This is a genomic window from Mycobacterium sp. ABE4_509 (assembly GCF_056160785.1).
The window spans coordinates 1-15,132 of record NZ_JBSWXU010000126.1 but is presented as its reverse complement, the minus strand read 5'-3'; the positions used below and the strand labels follow the sequence as shown (position 1 = coordinate 15,132).

13 protein-coding genes are annotated in these 15,132 nt (G+C 68.5%); 4 read left to right on the top strand and 9 right to left on the bottom strand.

Features of this window, described 5'->3' with window-relative positions; translation table 11 throughout:
• Positions 1-313: 313 nt before the first annotated feature.
• Positions 314-1,108, top strand: a complete 795-nt coding sequence (locus tag ACXAID_RS21790) for a FadR/GntR family transcriptional regulator (protein WP_475024278.1) — start codon at positions 314-316, stop codon at positions 1,106-1,108.
• On the opposite strand, the gene ACXAID_RS21785 is transcribed toward ACXAID_RS21790, so the two are convergent.
• Positions 1,098-2,834 carry a DUF3556 domain-containing protein gene (locus ACXAID_RS21785; protein WP_475024277.1) on the bottom strand — a complete coding sequence of 579 codons (1,737 nt, stop codon included), beginning with the start codon at positions 2,832-2,834 and terminating at the stop codon, positions 1,098-1,100. The genes ACXAID_RS21790 and ACXAID_RS21785 overlap by 11 nt on opposite strands.
• 182 nt (positions 2,835-3,016) lie before the next feature.
• Positions 3,017-3,757: a glycosyltransferase family 2 protein gene (locus tag ACXAID_RS21780; RefSeq protein WP_475024276.1), complete on the bottom strand. Its 741-nt coding sequence runs from the start codon at positions 3,755-3,757 to the stop codon at positions 3,017-3,019.
• Positions 3,758-3,894: 137 nt separating this feature from the next.
• Here ACXAID_RS21780 and ACXAID_RS21775 point away from each other — a divergent pair, with 137 nt between their 5' ends.
• The gene (locus ACXAID_RS21775; protein WP_475024275.1) at positions 3,895-4,647 is read left to right on the top strand and encodes a GAF and ANTAR domain-containing protein; all 753 of its coding nucleotides are present in this window, start codon (positions 3,895-3,897) and stop codon (positions 4,645-4,647) included.
• Positions 4,648-4,731: 84 nt separating this feature from the next.
• Positions 4,732-6,846 (top strand): catalase, encoded by a 2,115-nt coding sequence (locus ACXAID_RS21770; protein WP_475024274.1) that lies wholly within the window; start codon positions 4,732-4,734, stop codon positions 6,844-6,846.
• 38 nt (positions 6,847-6,884) lie between these two features.
• Here ACXAID_RS21770 and ACXAID_RS21765 read toward each other — a convergent pair whose 3' ends face one another.
• Together ACXAID_RS21765 and ACXAID_RS21760 are read right to left on the bottom strand one after the other, a co-directional pair.
• Positions 6,885-7,418, bottom strand: a complete 534-nt coding sequence (locus ACXAID_RS21765; protein ID WP_475024273.1) for a DoxX family protein — start codon at positions 7,416-7,418, stop codon at positions 6,885-6,887.
• Between the two features lie 79 nt (positions 7,419-7,497).
• Positions 7,498-8,943, bottom strand: coding sequence for a carotenoid oxygenase family protein (locus tag ACXAID_RS21760; RefSeq protein WP_475024272.1), 1,446 nt, complete (start codon positions 8,941-8,943; stop codon positions 7,498-7,500).
• Between the two features lie 59 nt (positions 8,944-9,002).
• On the opposite strand from ACXAID_RS21760, the gene ACXAID_RS21755 reads away from it, so the two are divergent.
• Positions 9,003-9,674 (top strand): TetR/AcrR family transcriptional regulator, encoded by a 672-nt coding sequence (locus ACXAID_RS21755; RefSeq protein ID WP_475024271.1) that lies wholly within the window; start codon positions 9,003-9,005, stop codon positions 9,672-9,674.
• On the opposite strand, the gene ACXAID_RS21750 is transcribed toward ACXAID_RS21755, so the two are convergent.
• From ACXAID_RS21750 to ACXAID_RS21730, 5 genes are read right to left on the bottom strand one after another with little or no spacing between them, the layout of a single operon-like run.
• Complete coding sequence (locus tag ACXAID_RS21750) at positions 9,671-10,930, bottom strand: DUF1298 domain-containing protein (RefSeq protein WP_475024270.1); 1,260 nt, start codon at positions 10,928-10,930, stop codon at positions 9,671-9,673. The two genes, ACXAID_RS21755 and ACXAID_RS21750, sit on opposite strands and share 4 nt — an antisense overlap.
• 23 nt (positions 10,931-10,953) lie before the next feature.
• Positions 10,954-11,697, bottom strand: coding sequence for a hypothetical protein (locus ACXAID_RS21745; RefSeq protein ID WP_475024269.1), 744 nt, complete (start codon positions 11,695-11,697; stop codon positions 10,954-10,956).
• Positions 11,694-12,404, bottom strand: coding sequence for an Mce protein (locus ACXAID_RS21740; RefSeq protein WP_475024268.1), 711 nt, complete (start codon positions 12,402-12,404; stop codon positions 11,694-11,696). Before ACXAID_RS21740 ends, ACXAID_RS21745 begins: the two co-directional genes overlap by 4 nt.
• Positions 12,368-13,828, bottom strand: coding sequence for an MCE family protein (locus tag ACXAID_RS21735; protein WP_475024267.1), 1,461 nt, complete (start codon positions 13,826-13,828; stop codon positions 12,368-12,370). The genes ACXAID_RS21740 and ACXAID_RS21735 overlap by 37 nt, the downstream gene beginning before the upstream one ends.
• A 1-nt stretch (position 13,829) precedes the next feature.
• The gene (locus ACXAID_RS21730) at positions 13,830-14,969 is read right to left on the bottom strand and encodes an MCE family protein (RefSeq protein WP_475024266.1); all 1,140 of its coding nucleotides are present in this window, start codon (positions 14,967-14,969) and stop codon (positions 13,830-13,832) included.
• Between the last annotated feature and the right edge of the window lie 163 nt (positions 14,970-15,132).

Below are 15,132 nucleotides of genomic sequence, written 5' to 3'. Positions count from 1 at the left end.
CGGCGGCAACGGCGGGGACGCTACCCCCGATGCCGGCGAGCGCGGCACCGGCGGCAACGGCGGCGCCGGAGGCTCCGGCGGCGGCGGCAAGGGCGACCAGGGCAACGACGGCAGCGACGGTGTCTCCAGCAGCGAGAGCAGCGACGACGACTGAGACTGCTCAGCTAGCAAGTTAGCCCAGCACGGATAGCAGGTGCGGGAGTCGGCATACGCCGGCTCCCGCACCTGTTTTTGTATCGAGTCCGCGCGGGTGTCGGATGTGCACATGGTTTACTGAGTTGCACAGCTGCAGCGTTGACCACAAGGAGGTGCAGTGGCTCGCGACACCCCGCTGGCACCGATGATCGGGCCGAGCGCCGTCCCCTCGGGCACGACGGTCCGGTCGCCCAAGACCGCCGAACTCGTCGCCGGGACGCTGCGCCGGATGGTCGTCGACGGTCAGCTCAAGGACGGCGACTTCCTGCCCAACGAGGCCGAACTGATGGCGCACTTCGGGGTGAGCCGGCCGACCCTGCGTGAAGCGGTGCGGGTGCTGGAGTCCGAGCGGCTGGTGGAGGTGCGCCGCGGTTCGCGGACCGGGGCCCGGGTACGGGTGCCCGGACCCGAGATCGTCGCGCGTCCCGCCGGGCTGCTGCTCGAGCTGTCCGGCGCGACGATCGCCGATGTGATGACCGCCCGGTCCGGTATCGAACCGATGGCCGCCCGGCTGCTCGCCGAGTCGGGCAACGAAGCCGCGTTCGCCGAGCTGGAGACGATGCTCGAGACCCTGGTGGCGACCGGCTGGAAGTCCGACCGGCTCGCCGAGACGACCGGCGAGTTCCACCGCCGGGTGGTCGAGCTGTCGGGCAACGCGACGCTGAGCATCATCGCCGGGATGCTGCACGAGATCACCGTGCGCCACAACGAGTTCCTGTTCAAGGAACGGCGACCGGTGTCCAAGGCGGACTACGACAAGTTGATGCGCTCCTACCGCAAGCTGATGCAATTGCTGCGTGCCGGCGATGCCAGCGGCGCCGAGGCGCACTGGCGCAAGCACCTCGACACCGCCCGCGAACTGCTGCTGACCCCGGGTCTGGACACCGTCAAGGTGCGCGACGTCATCGGCTGACCGAGGACGACCAGGTGACATGCACGGGCACGGTGTCGTCCCAGGGCTGACGGGTGACCATGTCGGCCACCATGACGTAGCCGCGCTCGAACTCGCCGGTGGCGGCGTCGACGAGGCGGTACTCCTGACGCTGCCGGTGGATCGGCTGCGCGTCGAGCAGTAGCACCCGCACCTCGCCGGGTTCGAAGTGGCACCGCTGCTGCAGCGCGGCGATCAGCTGTTCGTTGTGCATGTGACCGTCGCCGAAGTTCCAGCCGATGGCGGTGCTGCAGATCCGTTCGCCGTCGGTCAGCACGTAGTCGGCCTCGTCACCCCCGGCCATCAGGCGATGGGCCAACGTGAACATCGCCCGGCCGTGGGTGTTGAACGACCGGAACGCATACCCCATGTACTGGTACATCTCCGCGGTTTCCCTGCTGCCGTAGAACTTCTCCATCTGGGCGGCCGGCATGCTGGCGATCGCGACGATGCCGGCTTCGATCTTGGCCGCTGCCGACGGCTTGATGCACCACAGCGAGGTGTCCCAGTTGCCGGCGTAGTAGCGCATGCCGGGCAGGAAGGACACCTTGCGGGGGAACAAGTTGCCCATCGCAACGGTGCCGGCGAGCAGAACGAACAGCACGATCGGCCACGGGCTGTTCAGTTCGCCCAGACCGATGCCGGCGTTGCCGACGAACAGCGCCAGGACGCTGAACATCATGAACACGTTCCACTCCAGCGGCACCCCCATCGGGATGGCCGACAGGATGCCGAAGTGGAAGCACAGCATCACGGCCGCGGCGATCGCGCCGACCCAGCCGCCGTGGGAGAAGAACAGCACCAGCGGCACCAGCATCTCGATGGCGGTGGACAGGTGCGCAAGCCAGCGCGAGGCCCGGCCCGGCCGCAGGTCGTCGGGGAAATGCTCGAAGAACCTGCGCTTGATCCACCGCGGCCGGATCACCGGGTTGTTGCTCATCATCGTCGAGATGACGAACGGGAAGTGTTTGTTGAGCTTGGAGGTCGCGGCACCGATCCAGATGACCAGGCAGACGAGTTTGGCGGCGATGATGATGTCCGCGCCGGTGAACAGGAAGCACACCGCCAGGGATCCGTAGACCTCGCCGCGGGCGGCCAGGAAGATCACCTTGTCGCGCAGGCCGGCGAGCACCAGCAGGGCCACGATCGCCGCGGTCTGCCAGACCGGCAGCACACCGACCGCCGATCCGATCTCGGGGATGGGCCCGGTGCCGTCGGAGAACAGCGCGACCACCAGCATCACCAGCAGCGCAGCGTAGAGCAGCACGTCCACCGGCTTGCGGGCGTCCCCGGCGGTCAGCGGGACACGACCGGGCCAGGGGGGCAGCCGGATCGTGTTCGGCCGCAGCCAGTACAGGATCGAGCCCATCGGCGGGAAGAACCGGTTGTTGAGCGGGCCGAAGCCGCAGCCGAGGCCGACGACCTCGAACAGCATCGTGAACAACACGACCTTCTGGTAGACGATCGGCTCGGCGTACCAACTGGCGACGTTCGTGAATCCGTCTATCCCGGACGTGCTGAGCACGATCAGCCATGCCCCCAGGATGTAGAGGGCGATCTTCACGACATAGAACAGGTGCATGACCACCGGCGTGCCGAAACCGACCTCGGCCCAGTGCCGGGCCATCGGGACGATCTTCTCGGCGCGGGTGCCCTTGCTCCATTCGGCGTAGTCGACGACGGGCGCGTCCTGCTTGAGAAACCCCATGGGGGTCAGACTAGAACGTGTTCCAATTCCGCTGGCGCGAACAGTCCCAAAATCCCGCGGCGGCCGCACCCGACGGGGCCGCCAGTGTGCGTTCTGGTCCGGTCAGCCCGGCGCGTCGCGCACGAAACCGCACACTGGACGCGCCACCCCGCGCGGCCGTTGGTGCGCCATCGGGTTCGCGCTCACGGACTTTCACTGGTGGCGCCCAGGGCCAGCAGGTAGTCGGCAAACCCGGAAGGTGCACGTCCGGCAAGACGAGAACTCGTGACGACAGGGTGGCGTCGAGTGCGCAGGACGGCCGCGGAGCCGACGCTTTCCGCGCGTGCGACCAGGTCGACGTCCTCACCGGTTTCGGCGCTGCCCCATCCGCCCACCCGGCAGTAGAGGTCGGCGCGCACGGCGAGATTCGCGCCGTGTACGTGCGGGTGTCCGTCCTCGAAGCGATGCCTGCGGTTCCAGGCGCGCCGCGCAGGTGCCGACAGTGCGTCATCGGGCCGGACCATCCCGAGCACCAACTGATAGCCGTCATCAGCAGCGCCGACGAAGGTCGCCAGCCAACCCTCGGGCACGGTGCAATCGGCGTCAGTGCTGGCCAGCCAAAGCCCGTCGAGGGGGCCTCGGCAATCGGCCAGCACGGCACCCACCCCGGCTCGCCGCGCTGCACCAACGCTGCGGAAGCCAACCGACACCGAGTCGACGCCGGCGGCCTCGGCCACGATCCCCGCGGTGCCGTCGGTGCAGGCGTCGAGGACCACCATCACCCGGACCCGCACGTGGGAGGCGACGCGGTCGAGGTGGACGGCGGCCTTGTGCACGCTGGCAAGACACGAGGCGAGGCGGGCCTGTTCGTTGTGGGCCGGTATGACCACGGCGATGCTGTGCACAGGCAGGCCGTAGCAGGCTGTGTGGAGGTGTGCCGTCATGGTGCTCCTGTCATCGCCGCCGCTGCGCCGACGGCGACGGGCTGCACCGGGCTGCCCTCACATAGCCACGAACCTGGTGCTTCAAACCATCACCTCTGCGTTGGCGATCGGGCCTCAGGTGTTGTGACAATGACGCAATGTGCGCGCCGTGCAACCCCCGCGATCCCGGCATCGATGTCGACGTGGAGGGGCTACTCCACCTCGACGAGACCCAGTTCAACGCTTTGAACGTGCTCAGCCGCGCCTTTCACGTCAAGGAGGCCGACCTCCCCAAGACTCTGGAGGCGATTCTGCGCTCGGCGACGTCGGTCGTCGACGGCGCCGCGCACTCCGGGTTGAACCTCTTGGTACGGGACCGATTCGAACCGCAGGCGACGGTCGGTTCGGCACCCCCTGAACTGGACGAACTGCAAAAACGAACCGGTATCGGCCCCTGCATCGACGCCTCCCGAGACCAAGCTGTGGTGATCGTCGGCGACATGGCCGCCGAGTCGCGCTGGCCGAACTTCGCCGCTGCCGCCACCGGGCTGGGGATCAGCTCGATGCTGTGTGTACCACTGTGGGTCGACGACCGTCGTTTGGGATCGTTGAGCTTGTACGGCGAGAGTCCCGAGGTGTTCGGCGGCGGGGCGACGCGGCTGGCCGAACTCTATGCCACGCACGCCGCGATCGCGCTGGCCGACGCGCTGCGCACCGAGCAGCTCCGCCGTGCCACGGCGAGCCGGGATGTGATCGGACAGGCCAAAGGCGTGCTGATGGAACGCCACCGGATCACCGCCGAAGAGGCATTCGAGATGTTGAAGCAGGTCTCGCGCCGGGTCGACCGCAAGGTCGTGGACGTAGCGGAAAGCCTGACACTGAGCGGGCTACTTCCAGAACCGCCTGATTAGATTCCAGCCAGCTGGGTACCGTGCTGGAGCTGGATTTCCACCATGCCAGACCCGCGGGTGCCCAGCATGACGCCTGGAGTATCCATGCCTCCTTCACGCAAGCCATCACAGTCCGCGCCCAACCTGACCAGCGCGACCGGCGCAGCACTTGATCCGCTGCCCGACGGACACGATCCGCGCGCCCAGCAAGGCGAGTACCTGACCACCGCGCAAGGGGTGCGAATCCCCGATACCGACCACTCACTCAAGGCTGGGGAGCGCGGCCCGACGCTGCTCGAAGACTTCCACCTGCGCGAGAAGATCACACATTTCGACCACGAACGTATTCCCGAGCGGGTGGTGCACGCCCGCGGCGCCGCCGCTCACGGGGTGTTCGAGTCCTACGGCACGGCCGCCTCGGTCTGCAAGGCGGGCTTCCTCGGCAGGAAGGGAACCAAGACCGAGGTGTTCTGCCGGTTCTCGACGGTCCTGGGATCGCGAGGATCGGCCGACACGGTGCGGGACACCCGCGGATTCGCGGTCAAGTTCTACACCGAGGAGGGCAACTTCGATCTCGTCGGCAACAACATCCCGGTGTTCTTCATCCAGGACGGAATCAAGTTCCCGGACGTGATCCACGCGGGCAAGCCGCATCCCGATCTGGAGATCCCCCAGGCGCAGTCGGCACACGACACATTCTGGGATTTCGTGTCGCTGCACACCGAAGCCACCCACCACGTGATGTGGAACATGAGTGACCGCGGCATACCGCGTTCGTACCGGACGATGGAAGGCTTCGGTGTCCACACATTCAGGCTGATCAACGCGGACGGCGAGACCAGCCTCGCCAAGTTCCACTGGAAACCGATGGCCGGCGTTCACTCGCTGGTGTGGGAGGAAGCTCAGATCGCCGCCGGCTGCGATCCAGACTTCCATCGGCGGGACATGGCCGACGGGATCGAAGCCGGAGCTCCGCTGGAATACGAACTGGGCGTTCAGGTGTTACCCGACGACGGCACCGACACCTACGCGGGCATCGATCTGTTGGACGCCACCAAGCTGGTGCCCGAGGAGCTGGTGCCGGTGCAGATGATCGGCAAGCTCACCCTGGACCGCAACCCCACCAACTACTTCGCCGAAACCGAGCAGGTCGCGTTCCACACGGGCAACTTCGTGCCGGGCATCGAACCTACCAATGACCCATTGATGCAGGCCCGGCTGTTCTCCTACCTCGACACCCAACTGACCCGGCTCGGCGGACCCAATTTCACCCAACTACCCATCAACCGGCCGCGTTGCCCGGTCAACGACATGCTGCGAGACGGCATGCACCAGACCGCGATCCACGCCGGTGCGGCTCCGTATCGCCCGAACAGCATCGACGACGAACAGCCGTTCGTCGCCGATGCCGCCGACGGCGGATACGTCCAGACGCCCAGGCCAGTCGAGGGCCCGGTGGGACGGGCGCAGCCGGCCTCCTTCGGCGACCACTTCACCCAGGCCGCGATGTTCTACCAGAGCCTCACCGGCGTCGAGAAGGTTCACCTCGTCGAGGCGTTCACCTTCGAACTGGGCAAGTGCTACGAACAGGAGATCAAGCTACGGCAGCTCGGCGTGCTCGCCGAAGTCGATGCCGGGCTGTGTGAACAGGTCGCGGCCGGGCTGGGCCTGCCCGCACCGAAGGGCAATCCGCCAACGGATGTCGAGGTGTCGCCGGCCCTGTCCCAGGTGGTGACGACTCCCGGCCCGATCGACGGTCGCAAGATCGGCATCATCGCCTCGGCACAATCCGACTTGGCCGGTGTCAGCGCACTCACCGAAGCCATCGAGGGCGCCAACGCCAGCGTCCTGGTCACCGCCCCGTTCGGCGGCGTCCTCGAATCGGGGCGGCACAGCGCGGTGATCGAGCGCACGCTGCTCACTGCCCGGTCCATCGAGTACGACGCGCTCGTCGTCGCCGCCGGCACCCGGCCGACCGACGACATCAAGTTGGTCCTGTTGCTACAAGAGGCCTTCCGGCACTGCAAACCGATGGCTGCGTGGGGCGACGGCGCGGAGGCGCTCGCCGCCGCGGGCATCGAACTCGATGCGCCGGGGGTGCTGGTGGCCGAGCAGGTGGACGAAGGGTTCAGCGAAGCGCTGACGACCATGCTCGGCATGCACCGGGTGTGGGACCGGGCACCTGCTGTGATGGCGTCCCGGGTGGCACCCGCCGACTGACAGCGTGAGGTCGGCCGCCGCTCTCCCGGCGGCCGGCCTCAGGCCCCGGTCTTGGCCGGCGGCCGGTAGAAGATCACCAGCTGACCGATACCTCCGGCCAGACCCAGCCCCGCCGAGATGATCAGACCCCACCAGCCGTGCAGCAGGTCGTAGAACCCGGTGCCGGAGAACAACAGGTAGTCCAGGCTGATCCGGCCCGCACCGATGGTGGCGACACCGACGGCGGCGACCGCGAGCACCAGGTTGTACTCCCAGCCCTCCTTGACGATGAAGAATCCGTTCTCCTTGTGCACGGTCCAGGCCGCGACGAGCATCAGCGCGACGAAGCCGGCGGCCGGCACCGGCGTCAGCAGGCCGACGGCCAGACCGATGCCGGCGGCCATCTCGGTGGTCGCCGCCACCCGGGCGTGGAACATGCCGGGCTTCATGCCCATGCTGTCGAACCAGCCGGCGGTGCCCTTGAGCCCGCCCTTGCCGAAGAACTTGTTGTAGCCGTGCGCGGCCATCGTCAGGCCCAGCACAACCCGCAGGATGAGCACGCCGACGTCCAGAGCAGTGTCGTAGGCAGTCATGCAACAGAATCTAGGCCATCTGTCACGCGGCGGCCCACCACCCCCCCACCCGCGCCGGGGTCCGGGCCGGGACCGGAGGTCAACCCTCGGGCACCCAGTTTCCGTGGAAACCGGCCGGGACACGGTGCGGCAATTTGATGCTCGCGACGTCCTCGAGGGTCTGGGCGTCCAGGATCGCGAGCTCGCTGCGGTCGCTGCGCCGGTCGTAGACGTAGCCCATCAGCACGCCGTCGTCCTCGGCGGCGTCCGGGGCGCTCGGCTGGAACACGAACTCCCCGACGACGGCGTCGGGGCCGAAGCAGCGGCTCGCGGTGTTCCCGCCGACGAAGTCGTGCTTGAGCACGGTGCCCTCACCGTCCCCATCCCCCACACCTGCGACGTAGCCGTATCGGTGCCGCTTGCCGACGAGCCGTTCGTCGACTCGCGGGAACTCCTGCGGACGGTCGTCGACACGTGACTGGCGAACCTTGCCGTCGGCGAGATCGACCGTCCAGCGTTCCAGCGCAGGCGGCCCCTCGTCGGGGCCGAGATGGTTGGTGTCGAACATCTTCGGATGGCGTACGACGTCGAGCACGATGGTGTCGCCGGTCGGCGAATCCGAGTCGTAGGCGTTCAGCGGATGGAAGACGTAGCACGGCTCGACGTCGAACCAGCGGACGTCGCTGTTGTCGCCGTCGCGGGGCATGACGCCGATACGGGCCGGGTATCTCGGGTTCCACGAGTACGGGAAGCGCCGGTCCGACGACGGTCCGGCGGGCCGGCGGGCGGCGATGGGGTCGGGGATGCGCACCCGGCCGATCAGCGCGGACAGCAACAACCGGGCCGGCAGCCGCAGCGCGCGGGGCACGCCCATGGTGGCCGCGGTGCCGACGTCGAAGGTGACCGGCAGGTCGTAGAGCACGACGTAGCGTTCGGTCAGCGAGAAGTCGTGCATCATCGGACTGCCCGACACCTCGATGTCGACGGTGCGCCGCGCCCGGCCGTCGGTGCCGATGACCGAGTACTGCACGGTGTTTCCGCGCAGCATGCTGTAGGACACCGCGTGCAGTTCGCCGGTGTCGGGATCGCGTTTGGGATGCGCGGTGTAGCCGCCGGTCAGGGTGCCGTCGAAGTCGCAGACGCCGACGGTGTCGAGTTCGTCGGTCAGCTCGTAGTTGGCCACCCCGGCTTCGATCAGCGCCAGGGTCTTGCCGCCGTGGCCGATGACGTTGGTGTTCGCACCGATCCCGGAGATCGACACCCCGTCCTGCAGCGGCGGCTCCCCCAGCGCGCGGGCGGCCTGCGGTCCGCGTACCCACCGGTTGCGATACCACTCGGCCCTGCCGTCGCGGATGCGGATCCCGTGCACCATCCCGTCCCCGATGAACCAGTGGTAGAGCTCGGGGTCGATCTCACCGATCGGGTTGGGCCCGTTGCGCAGGTACCGCCCGTCGAGGTGGTCGGGGATGGCGCCGGTCACTTCGAGGTCGGTGAGCGTGCATTCCTGCGCGATCGGCGCGAACGCCCCGGCCAGATAGCGATTCATCGAGCCCCCTACCGATAACAACGTTATGGGCACCCCCTGTATAACACCGTTATGGCACCATGACAACCATGGAGTCGATGCGTGACTCACTGGTCGCGGCCGGTGTGCGGCTGCTGGAGCGGGACGGCTTGTCGGCGCTGCGCACCCGTGAGGTGGCCGCCGAAGCGGGAACCTCGACCATGGCCGTATACACCCACTTCGGCGGCATGACCGAACTGATCGACGCCATCGCCGCCGACGTGTTCACCCGGTTCACCGCGGCGCTCACCGACATCCCCGAAACCGATGACCCGGTGGCCGATTTCCTGGCCATGGGGTTGGCCTATCACCAGTTCGCGCTGGCCAACCCACAGCGCTATCAGCTGATGTTCGGCACGGCCACACCGGCGTCGATCGCCCGCTTCCGCGCCGACCTCACGGTGACAGGCAGCGCGACCAACCGGGCCGAATGGACCGACTCGTTCGGCGCCCTGCGCCGCGCCGTGCACCGGATGATGTCGGCCGGACGGATCCGCGCCGACGACGAGCTGGCCGTGGCGGGCCGGCTGTGGAGCATCAATCACGGCGCCGTGATGCTGGAGATGGTCGGGTTCTTCGGGCACGAGGGCCACGGCCTCACCCAGATCCTGGGCCCGCTGATCATCGACACCCTGGCGGGCATGGGCGACGACCGCGACGCGGCGACCCGGTCGCTGGACAGCGCCGTGGGCACCCGCGTCGAAGCGACCTAGCCGCACAGTTCGCGCTGCAGACGTTCGATGTAGGCCTCGATGTCGCCGATCGCCGATGCGGCGGCGTGCACGCTGATCGCAACGGTGTCGCCGATGCCGTGCACTCCGTGGGTCACCCCCATCATCGGGGACAGACCGGGCAGACCGGTGGTCAGCACCACCGGAGCCGAGCCGAAACGAAGATCGGGTGCACCGCGGTTGACGCTGGAGACCACCGTGTTCCCGGCGACGGTGTCCGACCGCACCGTCGGGTCGAATTGGGCCACGCCCCAACGCAGCAACGGCGCGGGAACGGCGGCGAACGCAGCCGCCTCTGCCCGCAGCGCCGGGTGGGAGGCCCGCCGCCGGCGTTGGTGCAGTTCAGCGGCGATCGCGCGACACCGCGGCGCGAACGGCAACCTCGGGTGCAGCCCGACCCCGACGTTGCCGAAATGGTTGTTGGCCCACCGGGGGCCGGCCTTCGCCATCGGCACCTCAGCGCCCAACCTCGAGGTGTCCGAACCGAACTCGTCCAGGTGCGCCGACAGCGCCGCCGCCACCGCCGCGAGCGCCCCCACAGTCACCGTCGGCCCCGGCAGGCGTGCACGCTCGCAGATCACCGTCCGGACCCAGCGCGCCCCTGCCGGACGCGCGTTGCTGCGCAGGGCCGGACACGGATTCGCCTGCCCGGGAACAAGTCCGGCAGCGGTGTCGCGGACCAGCACGTGGTGGGCCCGGGCCGCCGCCACAGCGCGCAGCGGCAGGCTCAGCGGGCGGTGACGCGGGGCCACCGGATCCGGAACCGGCTCGTCTCGACCGAACAGGTAGGCGGCGAACGCCGAGGACCGGTGCCCGTCGCCGAGCGCGTGCGAGATCTGCAGGACCACCACCACGCCGGCTCCACCGCCGGGCAGGCCGTCGACCCCCGGGAAGACGTGCAACCGCCACGGCATCGACCTCGGATCGAGCTGACGGTCGGCCAGGGCGGCCACCGCGTCCAGACAGGCGGTCCAACCCGGATCCGCCAGCCGGTGCACCTCGAAGCGGTCCGCACCGATCCGGCACGGTTCCCACCCCGGGTAGGTCCAGAATCCGCCCTCGGCGATGCGCACGGCGAGCTGGGCGCAGGCCCTGGCCCTGCGCAGCACGGCGTCCAACGCGGCCTCGACATCGCCGGACGCGCCGTCGAACACGTAGACCAGGAACTGGTCGTTGGGGATGGCGCCGGCCATCCAGTACATCTGGGCGTCGACCGGCGCGAGTCCGCGCACCGTCATGAACCCAGGCCAGGTTGCGTGATCTAGACCGGGTCGAACTGCGAGATCAGCCAGCGGTCGCCGACCTTCTCCAGCGTCACCCGGACACTGGAGGCCGTATCGGTCGGCGGCTCCTGACCGACGGTCACCGTCTGATTGACGAACAACAGCACCACGGCCTCGTTCTGGTCTGCCGACACCGACGCGGCGGCGGGCACCGACGCGACGGCGGTGATCTGCTGCTCCTTGGCGCCCGGGATGACGACGTCGTTCGTCAGGTCGGTGTAGGACTCCTGGAACTCCCCGGTCAGCAGATCGCGGGCGGCGCCGAGTTGCTCTTCGACCGTATCCGGCGAATAGGACAGCAACGCGATGGTGCTGTCCGTGGCGGCCTGCGTCGAGGTCTGTGCAGCGAGCTCGGCGTTGCGCGCGGAATTCGCCTGCCATTTCAGGTAGCCGGCGCCCAGTGCCAGCACCAGAGCCAACGCCGGCAGCAGCGCGAATGCGGCGACGCGCGACCACTGCACGGGGCGCTTGGCGGCCTTGGCCGGGGCCGTCTCGTCAGCCGGCGCGTCCTCCCCGGTCTCGTCGGCGGTGTCGCTCTCGACGCTCTCGGTGGTGCCGGCCTCGGCGCTCTCGGCGGTGCCTGCCTCTGGGTCCTCGTCCGTCTCGGCGTTCGACTCGGCCTCGGATTCGGGCTTGTCCGCCCCGGTCTCCGCCTCGTCCACGTCGACGGCTTCGCCCTCGGCGACCCCGGTCGTCTTGTCGTCCTTGTCGTCATCGCTCATGGCACAAACTCCACGTTGGACACCTTGACCTCGTCGTCGCCGACCTTCTGCACCGAGATGCGCATCCGCCAGGCACGCGGAGGCTGTTCGGGCGCACCGACGTTGGACGTTCGCACGGTGACCGCGACGAGCACCTGCGCCTCATCGCCGTCGACCGACTCCAGTCCCGCCTCGGCGATCGTGCCCTCCGACGTGGACTGGGCCTGCTTGACCACCTCGACGAACGGCTCGGCCCGCTGCTGGAAATCGTCGTAGAACGTGCCCGTCGCGGAATCGAGGATGCGCTGCACATCGGCGTCGGCGCTCTCGAAGTCGATGGTGGTGAGGTTCAACGCACCCTGCCTACCCACCTGCAGATACAGGCTGCGCAACTGCTCGTCCTGGTTGGCCTGGTAGGCGCGGAAGCCGAGCCAGCCGATCAGCCCCGTCAACGCGACCACGGCGACGAGCCCTGCGATCAGCGCGACCTTCACGTGCGACATCGGGCTGCGCTCAGCGGCGGGCTCAGCGTCGGCGTCCACCCCGCCACCGGCATCGTCGGCGTCACCGGGGTCGGTGGTCTCCGACGTCTCGCCGTCGGTCAGTTCGGCAGCCGTCGACTCCGGTTCCGCGGCATTCGACGCCGCGTCCCCTTCCTTGGGCTTCGCTGCCGAATCCGCGCTCGACGCCGTCAATTCCCCTTCGGGGGCAGCAGCATCGTCTGCCATGTTTGCTCCTCTGCGGCACTGCGGGCCAGGTTGGACTGTGTGTACACCCGTCCGTCCGGACCAACGTACGTGCCGCTCGCCGGGTCGTACTCAGCGGCCACCATCGGAGGCGGCGGCGGAGCCGGTGGCGGAGCTGCTTGCGCAGGTGGCGAGCCCGGTGGCAGCTGGGGTACGTCCTGTCCCGACAGCGTCGCGTTCGGGTCGCCCTTCCAGTTCCATCCGTCGTTCAACGGCACGTAAACCTCGTCGCTCTCACACATTTTCGCGGTGGGGGCCCGCTTGCCCGGCACCGTGATGCAGGGGAGGTTACGCGCGCCTCGCACGTTGAACGGCCCGTCCTGCGGCACCCGACAATACACATCGCCGGCAGGGCGGTCGGGATAATCCTCGAACGTCGGGCCCCGCTGCTGCTGGGCGGGCAGGAAGCCGGTCGTGCACGGCGGGGGCACGTTCAGGTTCAGGTTGAACACCAGCGAGTCGCCCTTGTAGTCCTGCTTGGTGCCGTGCTTGGGCACACCGATGGCCTGGGTGACCGCGGTGCCCTGGGGCAACAACACCAGTAACTGTTCCAGGCCGGGCTGATAGGCCACCGCCACCTCACCGACGCTGACCAGGTTGGCCAGCACGATCGGCAACGTCGGCTGCAGTTGGTCGAACAGGGCCCTGGTCTCCTCGGCGGCCCCGGGCCCGCGGTCGAGGATGCCGGCCACCGCGCCGTCCTCCCGTTGGAGCTGTCCGGTGATGCTGGCCAGGTTGCTCGCCCACGCCTGGATCGAACCGGCGGTGTCGGTCTGCGAATCCAGCACCGGCTGGACGTCGTCGATGACCGTGGTCAAGGAATCGAGGTTCTCGCGCGCATCGATGGCCAGCGTCGTCGACCCGTTGACCAGCCGGCGCAAATCCGGTCCGAGGCCGCCGACGGCTTCGTAGGCCTCGTCGACGACGGTCCGCAGGTTGTCCTTCGGGATCGCCCGCAGCCCTTCGTTGGTCAGATTCAGCACGGTGTTCACATCGGCCGGCATCCGCACCCGGTCGGCCGGAATCTGGTCGCCGTCTTGCAGTTCGGGGCCGGCGCCGCTCTGCGGCAGCAGCTGGACGAACTGTTCACCCACCGCCGACTGGCTGCGCACCTCGGCGATCAGGTCCGCCGGGATCGGGACACCGGAATCCAGCGACAGCACCGCGGCCACCCCGGTATCGGTCAACGCCACGCTGTCGACGATGCCCACCTGCGAACCGCGATAGGTGACGTTGGAGCGCTCATAGAGCCCACCGGTCTCCGGCAACTCCAGGGTCACCCGGTACTGGCCGATCCCGACCAGCTGCGGCAGCCGCATGTAGCCGAACACCATGATGGCCACGAACGTGGCCGCCACCACCGAGAAGATCGCCAGCTGGATCAGCATCTGTCTGGTCACCCGCATGTCAACGCCCCTGATCCAAGCGGTACGGCGCGACCAGCGGATTGCCGCCGGGGGGCGGCACGTTCTGGTTGCACGGGCTGGGCATCTGCCCGACCGTGCGGCCCCACTGCAGCTCCAGCCAGGTCAGGTTGCACTCCCACCGGGTGCCGGTGAACAAGCCCTGGTCGATGCGCGACAGCGTCAGGTCCACTACCAGCGTCAGGTTGGCGTAGTCGCCGCGCATCCAGTTGGTCAGCGTCTCCTTCGGGAACGGGAAGGTGGGCAGGAAGCTCAACGCGCGGGTCAGTGCGGGCCCGGCGTCGGCCAGCGACTGCAGCACCGGCCCGATGTCCTCGAGCTCGGCGACCAGCGACTCCCGGGTCTGGTTGACCGAGTCGGCGGCCAGCGCGCTGAACCTGCCCAGCTGCACCAGCGCCTCGGACAACGCGTCGCGCTGGTCGCGCAGCACGGCCAGCGCGTCCGGGATGGTCTCCAGGGCCCGGTCCAGAACGGGTTTCTGCGCGGCGATCTGGCCCACCAGGTTGTTCAGGCTCTCCGAGGTGGCGATGATGTCGTCGGTCTGGTCGTCGAGGTGCCCGATCGCGATGTCGAGCTGCTCGATCAGGCTGCGCAGGTCGTTCTCGCGGCCGGAGAACGCCGTGGACAGCGCGGTGGTGATGTCCTGGATGTTGCCCAGCCCGCCGCCGTTGAGCAGCAACGCCACTGCGGCGAGCGCCTGTTCGGTGGTCGGGTATGCCCCGGAGGATTTCAACGGGATCACCGCGCCTTCGGTGAGCCGGCCCTGGGGCGTCTCGTCGGTGGGGGCGGCCAGCTCGATGTGCTGGGACCCCAGCAGGCTGGTCTGTCCGACGGTGGCGGTCGCGTTGGCGGGCAACACCACGTCCTTGTTGAGCGACATCGTCACCAGCGCATGCCAGCCCTGCCGCTCGATCTCGGTGACCGTGCCGACGTTGACGTCGCCGACGCGGACCCGCGAGTTGCGTTCGACGTTGTCCACGTCGGGCATCTTGGCCTGGATGGTGAACGACCCCGGCCCGACTCCCTGCACGCCGGGCAACGGAATGGAATTCAGTCCCTGCCAGCCACATCCGGACAGCACCAGCGCCAGGGCCAGGATCATCGCGGTCAGTGTCGCCCTCATGAGCCGCCTCCCGCCGGGACCATCATGCCCATCAGCCCTTGGTCAGGGTTGGTCGGCGCCGCCTCGGCCGGCAGCAGCGGTCCGCTGACCGTGTCCGGGGTGGGCCCACTCGGCGCCGGAGCAGGCGCGGGTCCGGGATTCGGCGCCGCGGCCGGCGCAGGTC

What these genes read in the sequence shown, in the direction of transcription:
- ACXAID_RS21760 (WP_475024272.1), bottom strand. Translation starts at nt 8,943, where the DNA reads ATGAATCGCTATCTGGCCGGGGCGTTCGCGCCGATCGCGCAGGAATGC.
- ACXAID_RS21735 (WP_475024267.1), bottom strand. Translation starts at nt 13,828, where the DNA reads ATGCGGGTGACCAGACAGATGCTGATCCAGCTGGCGATCTTCTCGGTG.
- ACXAID_RS21780 (WP_475024276.1), bottom strand. Translation starts at nt 3,757, where the DNA reads ATGACGGCACACCTCCACACAGCCTGCTACGGCCTGCCTGTGCACAGC.
- ACXAID_RS21775 (WP_475024275.1), top strand. Translation starts at nt 3,895, where the DNA reads ATGTGCGCGCCGTGCAACCCCCGCGATCCCGGCATCGATGTCGACGTG.
- ACXAID_RS21765 (WP_475024273.1), bottom strand. Translation starts at nt 7,418, where the DNA reads ATGACTGCCTACGACACTGCTCTGGACGTCGGCGTGCTCATCCTGCGG.
- ACXAID_RS21750 (WP_475024270.1), bottom strand. Translation starts at nt 10,930, where the DNA reads ATGACGGTGCGCGGACTCGCGCCGGTCGACGCCCAGATGTACTGGATG.
- ACXAID_RS21730 (WP_475024266.1), bottom strand. Translation starts at nt 14,969, where the DNA reads ATGAGGGCGACACTGACCGCGATGATCCTGGCCCTGGCGCTGGTGCTG.
- ACXAID_RS21755 (WP_475024271.1), top strand. Translation starts at nt 9,003, where the DNA reads ATGACAACCATGGAGTCGATGCGTGACTCACTGGTCGCGGCCGGTGTG.
- ACXAID_RS21740 (WP_475024268.1), bottom strand. Translation starts at nt 12,404, where the DNA reads ATGGCAGACGATGCTGCTGCCCCCGAAGGGGAATTGACGGCGTCGAGC.
- ACXAID_RS21745 (WP_475024269.1), bottom strand. Translation starts at nt 11,697, where the DNA reads ATGAGCGATGACGACAAGGACGACAAGACGACCGGGGTCGCCGAGGGC.
- ACXAID_RS21785 (WP_475024277.1), bottom strand. Translation starts at nt 2,834, where the DNA reads ATGGGGTTTCTCAAGCAGGACGCGCCCGTCGTCGACTACGCCGAATGG.
- ACXAID_RS21770 (WP_475024274.1), top strand. Translation starts at nt 4,732, where the DNA reads ATGCCTCCTTCACGCAAGCCATCACAGTCCGCGCCCAACCTGACCAGC.